A 15,606-nucleotide genomic window follows, 5' to 3' on the forward strand; every position below is an offset into this window, starting at 1 on the left:
TTTTTTGTCTATTATTGAGCTCAACAAACAGACCAACTAATGAACAAACTAAGATCAATTCTTGTTGCAGCAATGCTGTTGGCGTCCGCTTATGCGAATGCACAGGATGTTACTAAGAGGGCTCAAAACATTTTTATTGAGCTTGGCGGACAAGGCCTAACTTTCACGGCCAATTATGACAGTCGCTTCACAGACTCGAGAGATGGTTTAGGTGGCCGTATTGGGATTGGTTATATTAGTGATTCTGGAGACAAGATCACAACTATACCATTGTCGTTAAACTATTTGCTCGGCAAAGGAAATAAATTTTTCGAAATCGGTTTAGGTGCTACCTATTTAAGTACTACAGGAAGTAGCAGTGTGCTATTTAGTGAAAATGAAAGTAACGTAATTGGTACCATGAGTTTCTTCTACAGGTTACAGCCCGTAGATAGTGGTTTTTCTTTCAGGGCTGGCCTGAGTCCGGTATTTAGTAAAGATTTTTTCATTCCATATTATGGAGGCTTAAGCCTTGGTTATACATTCTAAAATGAATAAAAGAACACAAATATCCTTAATATTTACTATGCTTATAAGTTTGAACTTATCAGCTCAAAAATATAAAAATGAGTTTGGTTTTAAGAGTGATAATGACTCTTATCTTGCTCAGGGATCGGATAGATACTACACTAACGGCCTTTTTATTAATTTCAGAAGGGCTATTGACCAAACCAAGCTGAAGCAGGGTCTAGAGAAAAAAATATATGAAATCTCTGTGGGACAAAAGATGTATAATCCTATCTCAGGTTATGCTCCAAACCCGGCAACGCATGACAGGCCATTTGCAGGTTATCTCTTTGCATCAGGCGGATTAAGCTGGTTGAAAACCGATGAAAGCATATTGAAGGTTAATGCTGAACTCGGAACCGTTGGACCGAGCTCTCTCGCTGAAGACGGGCAAGAACTGTTACATAAAACAGTTGGCTTTTATGAACTGGCGGGCTGGGAATATCAAATTAGGGACGAAATGGCGATAAATATTAGCGCCCAGTATACAAAATTGATCCATCGCCTGGCCAGCAATTCTGCCGACATTTCATTTGAAGGATATGCGAATGCAGGAACTACTTATAGCGGAGCGGGTGCTGGAGTCTTAATTAGAGCAGGTGGAATCAACCAATTATTTAATTCTGCTTACACTAATGCCGCTGTAGGGAATAATTCTAAAACGAAAGGCCTGGTTTCCAAAGAAGTCTTCTTTTATGCTAAACCCCAACTTAATTTTGTAGCCTACGATGCCACAGTTCAGGGTAGCCTTTTTAAGAACAATAGTCCAGTTACTTTTGACGTAAAACCGATTGTGTTTGCACAACAGATCGGTTTTAATTACAGTTCTCAGCGGTTTACCTTTGACTTTGGAATGATTTTTAAAACAAAAGAAATTAAAAGTAGCGCAAGAGCACATCAATATGGCTCAATCAGTATGTTTTACAGATTCGATTAGACAATTTAGTCTATAACCGGTTTTCTCCGAAATTCTTTTTTTGCAGAAATGGATTGCTTGTGGGCAATTCTCTTCCTGATAACTGCTTTAGGTATTTTTGTAGGTACCCTTTTCTTTTGAACAACTAATGTTGATCTAATGAGTGAAATTAACTTAAGAATTGCCCGCTCTTTATTCATCAATTGACTCCTATCTTCCTGAGACACAACATGGAGATTGAATTCACCATCTAATCTGTTTGACAACTTTTTGATAATCCTGCTCTTTTCGTCCTCGGTCAGAAATGCCGCAGAAGGGATATTCAAAATAAGCTCCACCTTACTCGAAACCTTATTAACGTTCTGTCCGCCCTTACCCCCACTCCTTGAAGTTTTAACAGAAGCATATTTAATGATGTCGTCTTTGTTTGGTATCATGCTTCAAAATTAAACAATAAGTACTTGATTTGTTAATCGCGAATGCGAGAATTAAAATGTCTTAATTACTATCTTTGTTAAGTATGAGAAAAAATGTTGTTGTTGCAATAGACGGCTATTCATCGTGTGGTAAAAGTACCTTAGCCAAAGCTTTAGCCAAAAAACTCAATTTCATATATATTGATAGCGGTGCGATGTACCGCGCAGTAACACTTTACTTTCTTCGGAATAATATTGATGTCAAACAAGAGGATCTGGTGAAGGATGCGATTCAGCATATTGAATTGAACTTTCACTCTAGAGATTATGAATCACACATCACACTCAATGGAGAAGAGGTATCAGAAGAAATTAGACAAATGCCGGTTTCAGAATCGGTAAGTTACGTCTCTGCCAACAAGTTTGTTAGAAGAGAAATGGTCAAGCAGCAACAACGGATGGGGAGGTCGAAAAATATCGTTATGGATGGTAGAGATATTGGAACAACTGTATTCCCGGATGCGCAAGTTAAGTTTTTCATGACTGCAGATCCAAAAATACGTGCTGAACGGCGGTTTAAAGAATTACAGTCAAAGGGTGATTCGGCAACCACATTAGAGGAGGTTTTCGAAAACTTAGCACATAGGGATTACGCAGATACCACAAGAACGGAGAGCCCCTTAATTAGGGCTGATGATGCTATCATATTAGACAATACAGAACTGACACAGGAAGAGCAGCTGACTTTTGCACTAGAACAGGTTAGTGTACATTTGACACACTAATTACACTTTTCGTGAATTTGTGAGAAACAAGGCTTAATTTTTGCAAATCTTTAGTTACAAAGGAAGACACTACTTAAACATTACATTTCGATGTTTTAACTCAATGTAAGTATAGATAATTTCGACCATTGACTTCTTTTCTATTCACGATAATGTTAAAAATGAAAGCAAACACCCCCCTAACCTATTTTTTTATTTCCTTAATTACGATTTTAGTATCCTGTGGAGGAGAGAACAAAAAACCTGCGCCAGGTGACCAGGTTCAAACCTATCCAATTGTAGCACTTGAAACACAATCTACCACTTTGGAGACCGACTATCCAGCGACGCTGGAAGGTATTCAAAACATCGACATCAGACCAAAAGTGGATGGCTTTATTGCTCAAATCTATGTAGACGAAGGTGCAAAAGTTAAAAAAGGTCAGCTTCTTTTTTCTATTAACGCTCCACAGTACGAGCAATTGGTTAGAACAGCAAACGCCGCAATTAGCAGTGCAGAAGCTGATGTGAATGCAGCGCAATTACAAGTAAATAAAACAAAACCTCTAGTTGATAAGGACATCATTAGTAAATACGATCTTGATGCTGCACAACTAACATTGCAGAGCAGAAAAGCTGCCTTAGCCCAAGCAAAAGCAGAACTTGTAAATGCCAAAGTAAACCTCAGTTACACTAAAATCACAAGCCCTGTTGACGGTGTAATTGGAAGTATTCCTTTTAAAACAGGAAGCTTGGTTAGTCCGACAGGTGCACAACCATTAACTACTGTATCCAATATCTCTAAAGTCTATGCTTATTTTTCATTAAATGAAAAGCAGTTGCTAGAATTTTCCAAAACCTATAAGGGTGCAGATTTGGCGGCTCAAATGAAAAACATTCCTGCTGTTTCATTGGTACTTGCCGATGGAACGACGTACGCTCAGAACGGCAAAATCGAATCTATTAACGGACTGATCAATACCAGTACAGGATCGGCAAGTTTGAGGGCTACATTTTCTAATCCTACTATGATTCTCAGGAGCGGTGCCAGTGCGTCAGTACGCATTCCACAACAAGTTAATGATGCAATTTTGATCCCACAAAAGTCTACAGTAGATATTCAGGGTAAAAAGTTTGTTTACCTGGCAGAAAGTGACAGCACAGTAAAAAATACAGAGATAGAGATCATGGAAATTCCTAAAGGAAATTACTATGTGGTAACAAAAGGTCTTAAAGCCGGCGATAAAATTGTGCTTGAGGGATTTCAATCTCTTAAAGATGGCGCCAAGATAAAAGCAGATGTAAAAAAAACCGACTCTGTTTACACAGATCTTAAAAAATAGTTATGTTCAAAAAATTTATAGAGAAACCGGTTTTATCGACCGTAATATCCATCATAATTGTGATTTTGGGCATTTTGGGTTTAATTACCCTTCCCGTATCCCAATATCCTGAAATTGCCCCTCCTACTGTTCAAGTATCTGCATCTTATCAAGGTGCAAATGCCGATGTGGTAATGAATAGTGTTGTTGTACCACTTGAAGAGCAGATTAATGGGGTTGAAGACATGACTTACATGACTTCCTCTGCAAGTAATGATGGTACTGCAACAATTACAATTAACTTTAAATTGGGCACAAACCCGGATCTTGCTGCAGTAAATGTTCAAAACAGGGTATCAAGGGCATCTAGCCTTTTGCCTGCAGAGGTAACCCGCGCTGGTGTTGTAACCGCAAAAAGACAAGCTAGTAATGTATTGATTTTTGGAATTTATAGCGATATTGCATCCTATGACCAGAAGTTTCTGCAGAATTATGCAAATATAAATCTGATCCCCCAGATTAAAAGAATCAACGGAGTTGGAGATGCCAGTGCTTTCGGCTTAATGGACTACACCATGAGGATTTGGCTTAAACCGGATATTATGGCCACATACGGTCTGGTACCTAATGATGTTAGTGTTGCATTAGCTGAACAAAATATCGAGGCTGCGCCGGGACAGCTTGGAGAACAGGGAAACCAATCGTTTCAATACACACTGAAGTATTCAGGCAGGTTAAAAAACGAGACAGAATTTAGCAACATCATCATCAGAACTGCGGATAACGGTCAGGTTTTGCGTTTGAAGGATATTGCGCGAATTGAACTTGGTGCACAAAGTTACGCAAGCTCAGTACGTTTTGATGGCAAGCCCGCATTAGGGATTGCAATTAATCAAACTGCAGGATCCAATGCAAAAGAAGTTATTGAAGGTTCCCTTGCTGCACTGGATGCAGCAGCGGTTAATTTTCCAAAAGGTATACACTACACTGCTTTGATCAACATCAACGATTTCCTTGATGCTTCCATTGAAAAAGTTATTCATACGCTAATTGAGGCATTCATCCTTGTGTTCCTTGTTGTATTTATCTTTCTTCAGGATTTTCGGTCTACGCTTATTCCGGCTATTAGTGTTCCGGTAGCCATTATTGGAACTTTCTTCTTTCTTAGCTTATTTGGTTTCACAATAAACCTGCTTACGCTGTTTGCACTCGTATTGGCTATTGGTATTGTTGTAGATGATGCTATTGTGGTTGTAGAGGCCGTTCACGCCAAACTAGATAGTGGATATACTTCAGCTAAGAAGGCTACAATTGATGCAATGGAAGATATTACGGGCGCAATTATCTCCATAACATTGGTAATGGCCGCTGTTTTTATCCCAGTTAGTTTTATTAAGGGTTCATCAGGCGTATTCTATAAACAATTTGGTCTAACACTGGCAATTGCCATCATCTTATCCGCAATAAATGCACTTACATTAAGTCCGGCACTCTGCGCATTGTTTCTAAAACCGCATACGGACGATCACGGCAAAAAGAAAAACTTTATGCAGCGGTTCTATGTCGGATTCAATACTTCATTTGACCTCATGACCAGTCGATATAAAAGATCGGTAACTTTCCTGTCCCGTCAGAAATGGGTGGCTATAGTGGGAATTGTCTTTTTTACGATTGTGCTCATCTGGACAATGAATACAACTCCAAAGGGATTTGTACCCAACGAGGATTTGGGGACGATTATGTCTGATATTTCCTTGCCGGCATCTACATCTCAGGAAAGGACTAATGAGGTTATCACACAGATTGACAAAATCGTACACACCATTCCAGAGGTGAAATCTTCTTTAAAAATAGTGGGCCGTAGTATGATCAGTGGTTCAGGAAGCTCATACGGTATGGTTATCTCCAGATTGAAACCTTGGAAAGATCGCGATAGAGATGTTAAAGCTATAATTGGCGAATTATTTGCGAAGACTGCAAGCATTAAAGGTGCAAAGATCATATTTTTCGCCCCACCTACTATACAGGGATTTGGTACGAGTGGTGGGTTTGAATTTCAGTTACAAGACAAAACCGGTGGCGATATCAACAAATTTAATACTGTTGGCAACGAATTCCTGGCTGCATTAAGTAAAAGACCCGAAGTTCAATATGCGTCTACATCGTTCAATCCTAACTTCCCACAGTACCAGATAGATGTTAATGTAGCCAAGATTAAACAGGCGGGTTTGACGGTAACAGATGTTTTGGGGGTATTGCAAGGCTATTATGGTGGAGTATACGCTTCGAACTTCAATAAATATGGGAAACAGTATCGTGTAATGTATCAGGCAGACGCAGCATATCGCGCTAATGAACAAACCCTAAATAGTATTTATGCGCGAACTGCAAATGGAACTATGGCACCAGTAGGTAGTTTCATTACGCTAACTAAAGTGTATGGTCCTCAGGCTATTTCACGTTTTAATTTGTTTACTTCAATTGCAGTTACAGGTGCACCAAACGCAGGATTTAGCTCTGGCGATGCATTAAAAGCGGTGCAAGAAGAAGCCGCTATCCATTTGCCTGCTGGTTATGGGTATGAATTTTCAGGTCTGTCCAGGGAAGAGATGGCTGGCGGAAGTCAGACTGTATTTATCTTTTTGCTTTGTGTAATCTTTGTATATTTCCTGCTTTGTGCACAATACGAAAGTTATATCTTGCCACTTGCAGTGTTAATTTCCCTTCCTATTGGTCTTGCAGGGGTATTTATTTTCGATAAGATATTTAAAGTGGACAACAATATTTACACACAAATCACTCTGATTATGTTAGTTGGTTTACTTGCAAAAAATGCCATTTTGATTGTAGAATATGCTGTGGACCGAAGAAGAAAAGGAATGAGCATAGTCAATGCTGCAATCGACGGAGCAACCGCACGATTACGCCCGATCCTAATGACCTCTTTTGCTTTTATACTTGGATTATTGCCATTAATGCTTTCAACAGGAGTTGGAGCTGCAGGTAATAAATCAATTGGTACAGGTGCTGTGGGCGGTATGTTGATCGGTACCATTTTCGGAGTTTTCGTAATTCCTGCGCTATTCATAATTTTTCAAACTCTTCAGGAAAAAGTAAGTAACAAATCTCCATTTGACGAGGGTGTGGAACCCGATCAAGTATCCACGGAACTTCCTGCGGCAGAAAACCGCAACCACTAATCTTAAACACATGAAATTTAGTTTTAACAAAATATACATCATTGTTTCCCTTGTTATAGTAAGCCTTGCATCTTGCGTAAGTAAAAAGTATGAACGACCTAAATTAAATAGCAATGGCTTGTACAGGGATCAGACAACTACTGATACGACTACAATAGCTAATTTACCCTGGAAAACACTGTTTGCTGATCCTACTCTTCAGACGTTGATACAACAAGGACTTAATGAGAATTTGGATCTTAAACAAGCTGTGGAACGCATTAAAATTGCCGAGGCAACGCTGTATCAAAGTAAAGCCGCATTGTTACCCAGCCTTTCTGCTGATCTTTCAGTTACAGATGCTAAGCAATCAAAGGCCGCACTAAATTTTCCGGCTGGAGTTAACATCAACACAGAGACACAAACCTACCGTGCTCAACTAAGTACAAGTTGGGAAGCAGATATTTGGGGCAAATTAGGTAGTGCAAAAAGATCTGCTTATGCGAGTTTATTGCAAACAGATGCAGCTAAACGAGCTATTCAAACGCAATTAATCGCAAACATTGCTAACATATATTACAATCTTTTGGCTTTAGACAAACAACTTGCTATTACTGAGCAGACGGTAAAAATTAGAGAAAGTGATGTCGAGACCATGAAGGCACTTAAACAGGGTGCGATTGTTAACGGTGCAGCGGTAGTACAAAGCGAAGCGAATTTGTATGCTGCACAGGTTACCATTCCTGACCTTAAAAGAAGCATAAAAGAGACTGAAAATTCTTTAAATATATTATTAGGCAAAGGGCCCGCATCAGTTGAGAGATCTAACCTAGATACGCAACAGCCATATAGTGAGCTACAAACTGGGGTTTCATCGCAACTATTACAGAACAGACCAGATGTACAAGCTGCAGAATTTGCATTCAGGGCTGCGTTTGAAAATACAAACGTTGCCAAGTCCTACTTTTATCCTGCTTTGACGCTCACTGCTAGTGGGGGACTTTCCACACTTGATATGAAGAACTTCTTTGACAACTCAGTTTTTTATAATCTTATAGGTGGTCTTACCCAGCCTATTTTTAACAAAGGACAGAACAAGGCCAGGCTCAAAACTGCAGAAGCGCAACAGCAGCAAGCCTTTTACAGTTTTCAGCAAACATTGCTAACTGGCGGACAAGAAGTTTCAAATGCACTCTTCGCTTATCAGACCGCTTCAGAGAAAGAAACAGTAAGAGCAAAGCAAATCGCTTCGTTAACGAAGGCAGTGGATTTCACCAAAGAATTATTAAGATATAGTTCTGCAACTAATTACACAGACGTACTTACATCTGAACAAAGTTTGTTAAACGCACAGCTAAGCAGTATCAATGATAGACTTCAGAAATTACAAGCTGTAGTTAACCTTTACAGAGCCCTGGGCGGAGGTTGGAAATAATATCGTATGAAAATTCTTATTGTTGAAGACGAAAGATCCCTTGCCCTTGAGATTGCTGAATTTCTGGGAAAGGAAGGTTATACCGTTGAGCATGCCTGGAAGGCATCAACAGCAGAAGAAAAAATCTTTGTTAATACTTATGATTTCATTTTACTGGATCTTGGATTGCCAGGCGGAAATGGCTTTGATATACTAAAACAGTTTAAGAAGTTAACCAACAGAGAGGATGCGATAATTATTTTGACTGCAAGGGGTGAAGTTGATGACAAAGTTAAAGGTCTGGAAGCCGGAGCGGATGATTATCTTGCCAAACCATTTTCATTATCTGAACTGCTGGCTAGAATGCATGCTATAATCCGTCGGAAGCATAGGTTAACTACTAATACAATAAAAGTTCATGAATTTACATTGGATATTAAGAATCACACGGTAAGTTTCGATTCAAAAAAAATATCTTTAACCAATAAAGAGTTTGAGATTTTCAACTATCTTGTTCTAAATAAAAATAGGGTGATATCTAGAATTAACTTAACAGAACATGTATGGAGCGATATCTTAGAAGTAAATTCTGATTCGAATTTTGTTGATGTCCATGTAAAAAACTTACGTAAAAAATTGGCTGCCTTCGCTCCTATTGACTGGCTGGAAACCGTGCGAAGCATTGGTTATCGCGTAAACTTGTAGCAATTGAAACTCCAGTTTAAACTAGCCTTTTACAATACCATAACTAAGATAGGTATAGTAAGTTTACTAGGGGTAGTTATTCTGATTTCAATTAACAGGATTTCAACAAGACACATACAGCAACGTCTTTTGCAAAAGAAAGATAAGCTGATATCAAATCTTTCGACTGTCGAGATAAATGATCTCCTGACCAAACAACGTACTTACACTGACTACAATTTGGTTAGAGAAGAGTACATTATATTGACAGAGTCGGCCCATCTAATTCCTTTAGGCAAAAGTCGCTTTCTCGAGGAGCCAAGAATTATAGAAAATGATGAAGCTAACTATCAAATTTTGCTGACCAATTTCGAGTTTAAAGGCAAAACCTACAAGCTTGAACTCGGTGAAAACATGGCATCTGTTATCCAACTGGAACGTACCATTTCAGTTTTCACTTTTTTGATCATGTTGGTTGCAATAATACTTTCGATAGTTGCAGACCTCGCATTCACCAAATTCCTACTCGCTCCATTCTACAAAATTATTGAGCAAAAACTCAATAAGGTAAACGATCCTATGAACTTTAATTATGATGCAGTTAAAACTTCGACAGAAGATTTTTTGGTTTTAGATCGAAGCATCAGTACTTTGATGAGCAAAATGGCAAACCTTCTTATTACTGAAAAAGAATTTATAGCCAATGTATCTCATGAGTTATTGACTCCCATTGCCACCTTAAGTTCAAGATTTGAAAATTTGTTGGACGGAGAAAATCTAACTGAAGCAGCTCAGAATAAGATTTTCTCAAGTTTAAAAACCCTGAGCAGATTAAAAGCAATCATTAACAGCTTATTATTAATATCAAAAGTAGAAAACAATCAATTTACAAAGCAGGATTCCATCTCCATTAAAAAGACAATTAATGATGTGTACGAAGAATTAGAGCATCGGTTACTAATGAAGAACTTGAAATTTAAGATTCATCTTATGGATGATCACAACATCAAAGGAAACCAGTCCTTAATTCATACCTTATTTATGAATGTTATCAATAACGCGATCAAATACAATGTGGACCATGGTATAATTGAAATAAGAGGCATTGTTTTAGAAAAATCATTCCAATTAGAAATAATTGACACTGGGATCGGAATGGATCAGGAAAAATCTAAAAATGTATTTAAAAGATTTGAAAGATTGGACTCTTCAGAAAAGGATAGCTACGGACTTGGCTTAGCAATTGTTCACAGTATTACTGTATTTCACGGAATCGATATACAAATTGAATCCGTGAAGAACAAGGGAACAAAAGTTAATTTCACCTTTTATAATTAAGTAAATCGTTCTTCATCAAATCTTCATGTTTGGTTAGCAACTTTGACTCAACAAATAACCGTTAATAATTTTAAAGTTATGAAAAGAACAATCTTAATGTTAGCACTAGTTGCAACTACATTTGGCGCATTTGCTCAAACTCCTGCTCAAACTACTAAACCAGTGGTTAAATCTGAAAAAAAACATGCAAAAGCCACTAAGGAAGTCGTTACCAAAACACCTGTGAAAAAGAAATCAGGCAAATAATTCTGGTTTGATAGTTTTGCCTAAACCGTCTGTGCTAGCAGACGGTTTTTTTTTACACCTAATACATAGATAAACCGCGCTTTCTGGCTATCGATTGCATGTAGGTAATCGCTTTTCGTTTCAAATTTCTCACTGTTTCTTTTGAAATACCGAATTTGATTGCAATCTGGTCCAGGGTAAGCTTCTCGTAATTCGACACCCCAAAATAATGCCTGATAATATTTCTGTCTCTATCTTTTTTTAGGGTCGCTATAAATAGATTAGCTTTAAACAATAGCTGCTCTTGCACGTCAGTGTATTTTTCATCTGGCAGAGGGGAATTGGAATCTGGAATAACATCAATTAGCTTTAGGCTTTCACTGTTTTCGACATAACTGTCAAGGGAATAAACTGGTCCCGGGTGGGTCGAGCAATCATCTACTTGATAGAGCTCTAAATTACAACGATCGGCAACTTCCTCATTAGTAGGGGATCTGGAAAGTTCTTGCTCCAGCACTTGGGTGGTCCTGTTTATCCTGCTTATTTTAACAATTTGATTAGTGGGAACTTTAATTAAAGATCTATGCTCCGCTAGGTATTTATATATATTTTGTCGGATATACCAGACTGCCAAAGATATAAACTTGAAGCCTTTGGAATCATCAAACCTTTCCACGGCGACGATTAAACCAATGTTACCTTCGGATATTAAATCCTCAAGGGTGACGTCATTGCAAACAAATGATTTCGCAACACTGATGACAAAGCGGGTATTCGAGGATATAAAAAGGTTTCTAGCAGATGCATCCCCTTTTGCCATGAGCCTTGCTAGAACAACTTCATGTTCAGGAGAAAGTATTTGAAATTTTTTAGTTTCATTAATATACCGGAAATAATTATCTGTGCCTCGGCTAGTGATCTTTGGAATTAATTTAAATTTCTTCATTTAGTTCAGTTTAAGCCGCAAATCTCTCAGGACAAAATAAAATAACCAAAAGTAAATAGATAAATACCAATAGACTTACTAAAACAACAAAACGCAGAATATAATTTTGAATTCACGTCGCATTTTGGAAAAAATGTTCAAAATTTCGAATTATCGCCTGTATAAAACTAAAAGTAAATGTGGTTACTAGAATAGTGAGGGCAAGCCTCAATTCGCATACAATGGCTTCAATATCAACAACATTTATAAAAAAAATCTTTTCTTTAAAAATTTAAATATCTATCTTTGCCGTCCCTAACGGGGAAAAGGAGATTTAATTTTAATGGCTAAGAAACAAGTAGCAGAAAAAGAACTAGAGGCTAAAACAGCTGAACTACAAGGCGCAGACGCTCGTCTGGCTGAAAAAGAAACTATTGAATCAGAAGCTGATTCAGTATCGATCGAACAGATCAAATCATCATTAGCAACACCAGATCAAGATTTTGATTGGGATGCAGATGACAAAGCATTCGGAAATTACAGTGATGAAGACCGTAAAAAGTTTGAAGACATGTATACCGATACTTTCAATCAAATCACTCAAGGTGAAATTATTAGCGGTACTGTTGTTTCAATAAACAACAAAGATGTTGTATTGAACGTTGGATTTAAATCTGATGGTTTAGTATCTACATCAGAATTCCGTGATACACCTGATTTGAAAGTTGGCGATAAAGTTGACGTTTTCGTGGAAGCTCCAGAAGATGCAAATGGCCAATTGATTTTATCTCGTAAAAGAGCTAAAACTCAAAGATCATGGGAAACCATTAATGAAGCACTTGATAATGATAGAATTATCAATGGATTTGTTAAGAGCCGTACTAAAGGTGGTCTTATTGTTGACATTATGGGAGTTGAGGCGTTCTTGCCAGGTTCTCAAATTGACATCAAACCTATCCGCGATTACGATGTATACGTGGGTAAAACAATGGAATTCAAAGTTGTTAAGATCAATCACGAGTTTAAAAACGTAGTTGTATCACATAAAATACTTATTGAAGACGACTTAGAAAGTCAAAAAGTTGAAATCGTATCTAAACTTGAAAAAGGTCAGGTATTGGAAGGAACTGTTAAAAACATTACTGACTTCGGTGTATTCATCGATTTGGGCGGTGTTGATGGACTACTTCACATTACCGATATTTCTTGGGGCCGCATAGAGCATCCGAAAGAAGTATTAAGTTTAGATGAAAAGATCAACGTAGTTGTTCTTGATTTTGATGACGAGAAAAAACGTATCGCTTTAGGCTTAAAACAATTAACTCCACATCCTTGGGAATCTTTGGATGCTAATTTAGCTGTTGGTTCTAAAGTAAAAGGAAAAATTGTTACAGTTGCTGATTACGGTGCATTCTTGGAAATCATCCCAGGTGTTGAAGGACTAATTCACGTATCTGAAATGTCATGGTCTCAAAATCTTCGCAGCCCTCAAGAATTCTTGAAAGTTGGTGATGAAATCGAAGCTGAAGTATTGACGCTAGATAGAGATGATCGCAAGATGAGCCTTGGTATCAAACAACTTACTCAAGATCCTTGGCAAAATGTTGCTGAAAGATATCCTATCGGAAGCAAACATACTGCTGTAGTTAAAAACATGACTAATTTCGGTGTTTTTGTAGAAATTGAAGAAGGAATTGATGGATTGATCCACATTTCTGACCTATCTTGGTCTAAGAAAGTAAACCACCCTAATGAATTTACTAAAGTTGGTGATACATTAGATGTTGTTGTACTTGAATTAGATGTAGAAAGCCGTAAATTAAGCCTTGGCCATAAACAACTTGAAGAAAATCCTTGGGATACTTTTGAAACTATCTTCACAGTAGATTCAATACATCAAGGTACAGTTGTAAAAGTAACAGATAAAGGTGCTGTAATTGCTTTACCATATGGTGTAGAAGGTTTTGTACCAACTAAACACATGGCTAAAGAGGACGGTTCTACAATTAAAGCTGAAGAAACCAATGACTTCAAAATCATTGAGTTCAATAAAGATGCTAAACGTATAGTTGTTTCTCATGCCCGTATCTGGGAAGAGGCTAAAGCTGAAGCTGTTGCTGAAGAGCGCGCTACTAAGAAAAAAGAAGCGAAAGCATCTAACAATGCAGTGAAGAAAGTTAAAGAATCGGTAGAAAAATCTACATTAGGTGATTTGGGTGTGTTAGCACAACTAAAACAACAAATGGAAGGCGAAGAAAACAAGGCTAAAAAATAGTTAGTTTTCCTATCAAATAATATCGAAAAGGTGCACATAATTATGTGCACCTTTTTTTATTTTTATATATATTTGCCTAATCATTAGTCAATGCAAAAAAGAACACTGCTAGACGGGCAAAAATTCCAAATCACAATTAAGAGACTTTGTCATCAATTAATTGAGAATCACGACGATTTTTCTAATACTGTTTTAATTGGTATCCAACCGAGGGGTAGTTTTTTCGCCAATAGGATTCACAGCGAACTATCTACAATCACAAAAACAACCGCCATCAAAAAAGGTAATCTCGACATCACCTTCTTTCGCGACGATTTTAGACGAAAAGATGGACTGGTATCTGCGAGCAGCAACACCATTAATTTTATTATTGAGGGTAAAAATGTGATTCTTATAGATGATGTTTTGTGGACAGGTCGTACCATAAGGGCCGCAATGGATGCACTATTAGCATACGGCAGACCCGCGAAAGTCGAATTGCTGGTATTAATCGACAGAAGGTTCTCAAGACAATTACCTATTGATCCTGATTACATTGGTTTGCAAGTAGACAGTTTGAACTCACAGCACGTAAAGGTAAGCTGGGCGGAGACTGAAGGCGAGGACAAAGTGACATTAATATCAGAAACTAATAAATAAATATGGCATCAGATCGATTATCAACACGACATCTTTTAGGTATTAAGGATATAAGCCAAAACGATATAGAATTGATTTTTGAGACGGCTGATAATTTTAAAGATGTAATCAATCGCCCCATAAAGCGCGTCCCCTCATTAAGAGACATTACTATAGCCAACATATTTTTTGAGAACTCCACCCGCACTAAACTTTCATTTGAGTTAGCGGAGAAGAGGCTATCAGCGGATGTAGTTAATTTTGCTGCGTCTTCTTCGTCCGTGAGCAAAGGAGAAACTTTGATTGATACAGTAAATAATATCCTTGCGATGAAAGTCGACATGGTTGTCATGAGGCACCCTTATGCTGGCGCTGGCGTATTTCTCAGCAAACATATAGATGCGCAAATTATAAACGCTGGAGATGGTGCTCATGAGCATCCCACACAGGCGCTATTGGATGCCTACTCAATCCGCCAGAAATTGGGGAGTGTTTCAGGAAAAAAAGTTGTCATAGTTGGAGATATATTACATTCAAGAGTGGCAATTTCAAATATTCTTTGCCTTAAGAAACTTGGCGCTGAGGTTATGGTATGCGGCCCTACGACGTTGATACCTAAATACATCGAATCTTTGGGCGTGAAGATAGAACATGACCTAAGAAAAGCCTTAAATTGGTGTGACGTGGCCAATATGCTACGCATCCAACTGGAACGTCAGGACATCAAATATTTTCCTTCTTTGAGGGAATACGCAATGATGTATGGTTTAAATAAACAAATACTTGACAGTTTAAACAAAGAAATCATTGTGATGCACCCAGGTCCAATTAACCGGGGTGTGGAAATCACCACTGACGTTGCCGACAGCAAACAGTCTATTATTTTAGAGCAAGTAGAAAATGGTGTTGCGGTAAGAATGGCTGTACTTTATCTTTTGGCAGCACAAAGAGATTAAATTCTTCATAACAATTATAATTTCTTTT

The 15,606-nt window shown here is 37.9% G+C and carries 14 protein-coding genes; 12 read left to right on the forward strand and 2 right to left on the reverse strand.

All coding sequences use genetic code 11. From position 1 onward, the window contains the following. Positions 1-39: 39 nt before the first annotated feature. A complete protein-coding gene (locus ACXZ1K_RS17470) occupies positions 40-528 on the forward strand; it encodes a hypothetical protein (protein WP_458970969.1) in 489 nt (162 codons plus the stop codon). A 37-nt stretch (positions 529-565) separates the two neighbouring features. Further along, entirely contained in the window at positions 566-1,483 is a 918-nt protein-coding gene (locus ACXZ1K_RS17475; RefSeq protein ID WP_458970970.1) for a lipid A deacylase LpxR family protein, read from the forward strand. A 5-nt stretch (positions 1,484-1,488) separates the two neighbouring features. Here the strand turns inward: ACXZ1K_RS17475 and arfB are convergent, their stop codons facing one another. After that, positions 1,489-1,899: an alternative ribosome rescue aminoacyl-tRNA hydrolase ArfB gene (gene arfB, locus ACXZ1K_RS17480; protein ID WP_458970971.1), complete on the reverse strand. Its 411-nt coding sequence runs from the start codon at positions 1,897-1,899 to the stop codon at positions 1,489-1,491. An 83-nt stretch (positions 1,900-1,982) separates the two neighbouring features. Here arfB and cmk point away from each other — a divergent pair, with 83 nt between their 5' ends. The 7 genes from cmk to ACXZ1K_RS17515 all read left to right on the forward strand — a co-directional run bounded on the left by cmk (position 1,983) and on the right by ACXZ1K_RS17515 (position 10,825). After that, positions 1,983-2,663 carry a (d)CMP kinase gene (gene cmk, locus ACXZ1K_RS17485; RefSeq protein ID WP_458970972.1) on the forward strand — a complete coding sequence of 227 codons (681 nt, stop codon included), beginning with the start codon at positions 1,983-1,985 and terminating at the stop codon, positions 2,661-2,663. Positions 2,664-2,824: 161 nt separating this feature from the next. Then, on the forward strand, positions 2,825-3,985 hold the full coding sequence (locus ACXZ1K_RS17490) for an efflux RND transporter periplasmic adaptor subunit (RefSeq protein WP_458970973.1): 1,161 nt from the start codon (positions 2,825-2,827) through the stop codon (positions 3,983-3,985). A 2-nt stretch (positions 3,986-3,987) separates the two neighbouring features. After that, on the forward strand, positions 3,988-7,164 hold the full coding sequence (locus ACXZ1K_RS17495) for an efflux RND transporter permease subunit (protein WP_458970974.1): 3,177 nt from the start codon (positions 3,988-3,990) through the stop codon (positions 7,162-7,164). 10 nt (positions 7,165-7,174) lie between these two features. Continuing rightward, the gene (locus tag ACXZ1K_RS17500) at positions 7,175-8,578 is read left to right on the forward strand and encodes an efflux transporter outer membrane subunit (protein ID WP_458970975.1); all 1,404 of its coding nucleotides are present in this window, start codon (positions 7,175-7,177) and stop codon (positions 8,576-8,578) included. A 6-nt stretch (positions 8,579-8,584) separates the two neighbouring features. Further along, complete coding sequence (locus ACXZ1K_RS17505; protein WP_458970976.1) at positions 8,585-9,262, forward strand: response regulator transcription factor; 678 nt, start codon at positions 8,585-8,587, stop codon at positions 9,260-9,262. A gap of 3 nt (positions 9,263-9,265) precedes the next feature. Beyond that, a complete protein-coding gene (locus ACXZ1K_RS17510; protein ID WP_458970977.1) occupies positions 9,266-10,579 on the forward strand; it encodes a sensor histidine kinase in 1,314 nt (437 codons plus the stop codon). Between the two features lie 78 nt (positions 10,580-10,657). Continuing rightward, positions 10,658-10,825 (forward strand): hypothetical protein, encoded by a 168-nt coding sequence (locus tag ACXZ1K_RS17515; protein WP_458970978.1) that lies wholly within the window; start codon positions 10,658-10,660, stop codon positions 10,823-10,825. 58 nt (positions 10,826-10,883) lie between these two features. On the opposite strand, the gene ACXZ1K_RS17520 is transcribed toward ACXZ1K_RS17515, so the two are convergent. After that, positions 10,884-11,750, reverse strand: coding sequence for a sigma-70 family RNA polymerase sigma factor (locus tag ACXZ1K_RS17520; protein WP_458970979.1), 867 nt, complete (start codon positions 11,748-11,750; stop codon positions 10,884-10,886). Between the two features lie 322 nt (positions 11,751-12,072). Here ACXZ1K_RS17520 and rpsA point away from each other — a divergent pair, with 322 nt between their 5' ends. The 3 genes from rpsA to ACXZ1K_RS17535 all read left to right on the forward strand — a co-directional run bounded on the left by rpsA (position 12,073) and on the right by ACXZ1K_RS17535 (position 15,578). After that, a complete protein-coding gene (gene rpsA / locus ACXZ1K_RS17525) occupies positions 12,073-14,004 on the forward strand; it encodes a 30S ribosomal protein S1 (protein ID WP_458970980.1) in 1,932 nt (643 codons plus the stop codon). A gap of 90 nt (positions 14,005-14,094) precedes the next feature. Further along, a complete protein-coding gene (pyrR, locus tag ACXZ1K_RS17530; RefSeq protein WP_458970981.1) occupies positions 14,095-14,643 on the forward strand; it encodes a bifunctional pyr operon transcriptional regulator/uracil phosphoribosyltransferase PyrR in 549 nt (182 codons plus the stop codon). A 2-nt stretch (positions 14,644-14,645) separates the two neighbouring features. Continuing rightward, a complete protein-coding gene (locus ACXZ1K_RS17535) occupies positions 14,646-15,578 on the forward strand; it encodes an aspartate carbamoyltransferase catalytic subunit (RefSeq protein ID WP_458970982.1) in 933 nt (310 codons plus the stop codon). Positions 15,579-15,606 lie beyond the last annotated feature (28 nt).

The sequence above is a fragment of the Pedobacter jaeyakensis genome, assembly GCF_054461315.1.

What these genes read in the sequence shown, in the direction of transcription:
- ACXZ1K_RS17470 (WP_458970969.1), top strand. Translation starts at nt 40, where the DNA reads ATGAACAAACTAAGATCAATTCTTGTTGCAGCAATGCTGTTGGCGTCC.
- ACXZ1K_RS17475 (WP_458970970.1), top strand. Translation starts at nt 566, where the DNA reads ATGCTTATAAGTTTGAACTTATCAGCTCAAAAATATAAAAATGAGTTT.
- arfB (WP_458970971.1), bottom strand. Translation starts at nt 1,899, where the DNA reads ATGATACCAAACAAAGACGACATCATTAAATATGCTTCTGTTAAAACT.
- cmk (WP_458970972.1), top strand. Translation starts at nt 1,983, where the DNA reads ATGAGAAAAAATGTTGTTGTTGCAATAGACGGCTATTCATCGTGTGGT.
- ACXZ1K_RS17490 (WP_458970973.1), top strand. Translation starts at nt 2,825, where the DNA reads ATGAAAGCAAACACCCCCCTAACCTATTTTTTTATTTCCTTAATTACG.
- ACXZ1K_RS17495 (WP_458970974.1), top strand. Translation starts at nt 3,988, where the DNA reads ATGTTCAAAAAATTTATAGAGAAACCGGTTTTATCGACCGTAATATCC.
- ACXZ1K_RS17500 (WP_458970975.1), top strand. Translation starts at nt 7,175, where the DNA reads ATGAAATTTAGTTTTAACAAAATATACATCATTGTTTCCCTTGTTATA.
- ACXZ1K_RS17505 (WP_458970976.1), top strand. Translation starts at nt 8,585, where the DNA reads ATGAAAATTCTTATTGTTGAAGACGAAAGATCCCTTGCCCTTGAGATT.
- ACXZ1K_RS17515 (WP_458970978.1), top strand. Translation starts at nt 10,658, where the DNA reads ATGAAAAGAACAATCTTAATGTTAGCACTAGTTGCAACTACATTTGGC.
- ACXZ1K_RS17520 (WP_458970979.1), bottom strand. Translation starts at nt 11,750, where the DNA reads ATGAAGAAATTTAAATTAATTCCAAAGATCACTAGCCGAGGCACAGAT.
- rpsA (WP_458970980.1), top strand. Translation starts at nt 12,073, where the DNA reads ATGGCTAAGAAACAAGTAGCAGAAAAAGAACTAGAGGCTAAAACAGCT.
- pyrR (WP_458970981.1), top strand. Translation starts at nt 14,095, where the DNA reads ATGCAAAAAAGAACACTGCTAGACGGGCAAAAATTCCAAATCACAATT.
- ACXZ1K_RS17535 (WP_458970982.1), top strand. Translation starts at nt 14,646, where the DNA reads ATGGCATCAGATCGATTATCAACACGACATCTTTTAGGTATTAAGGAT.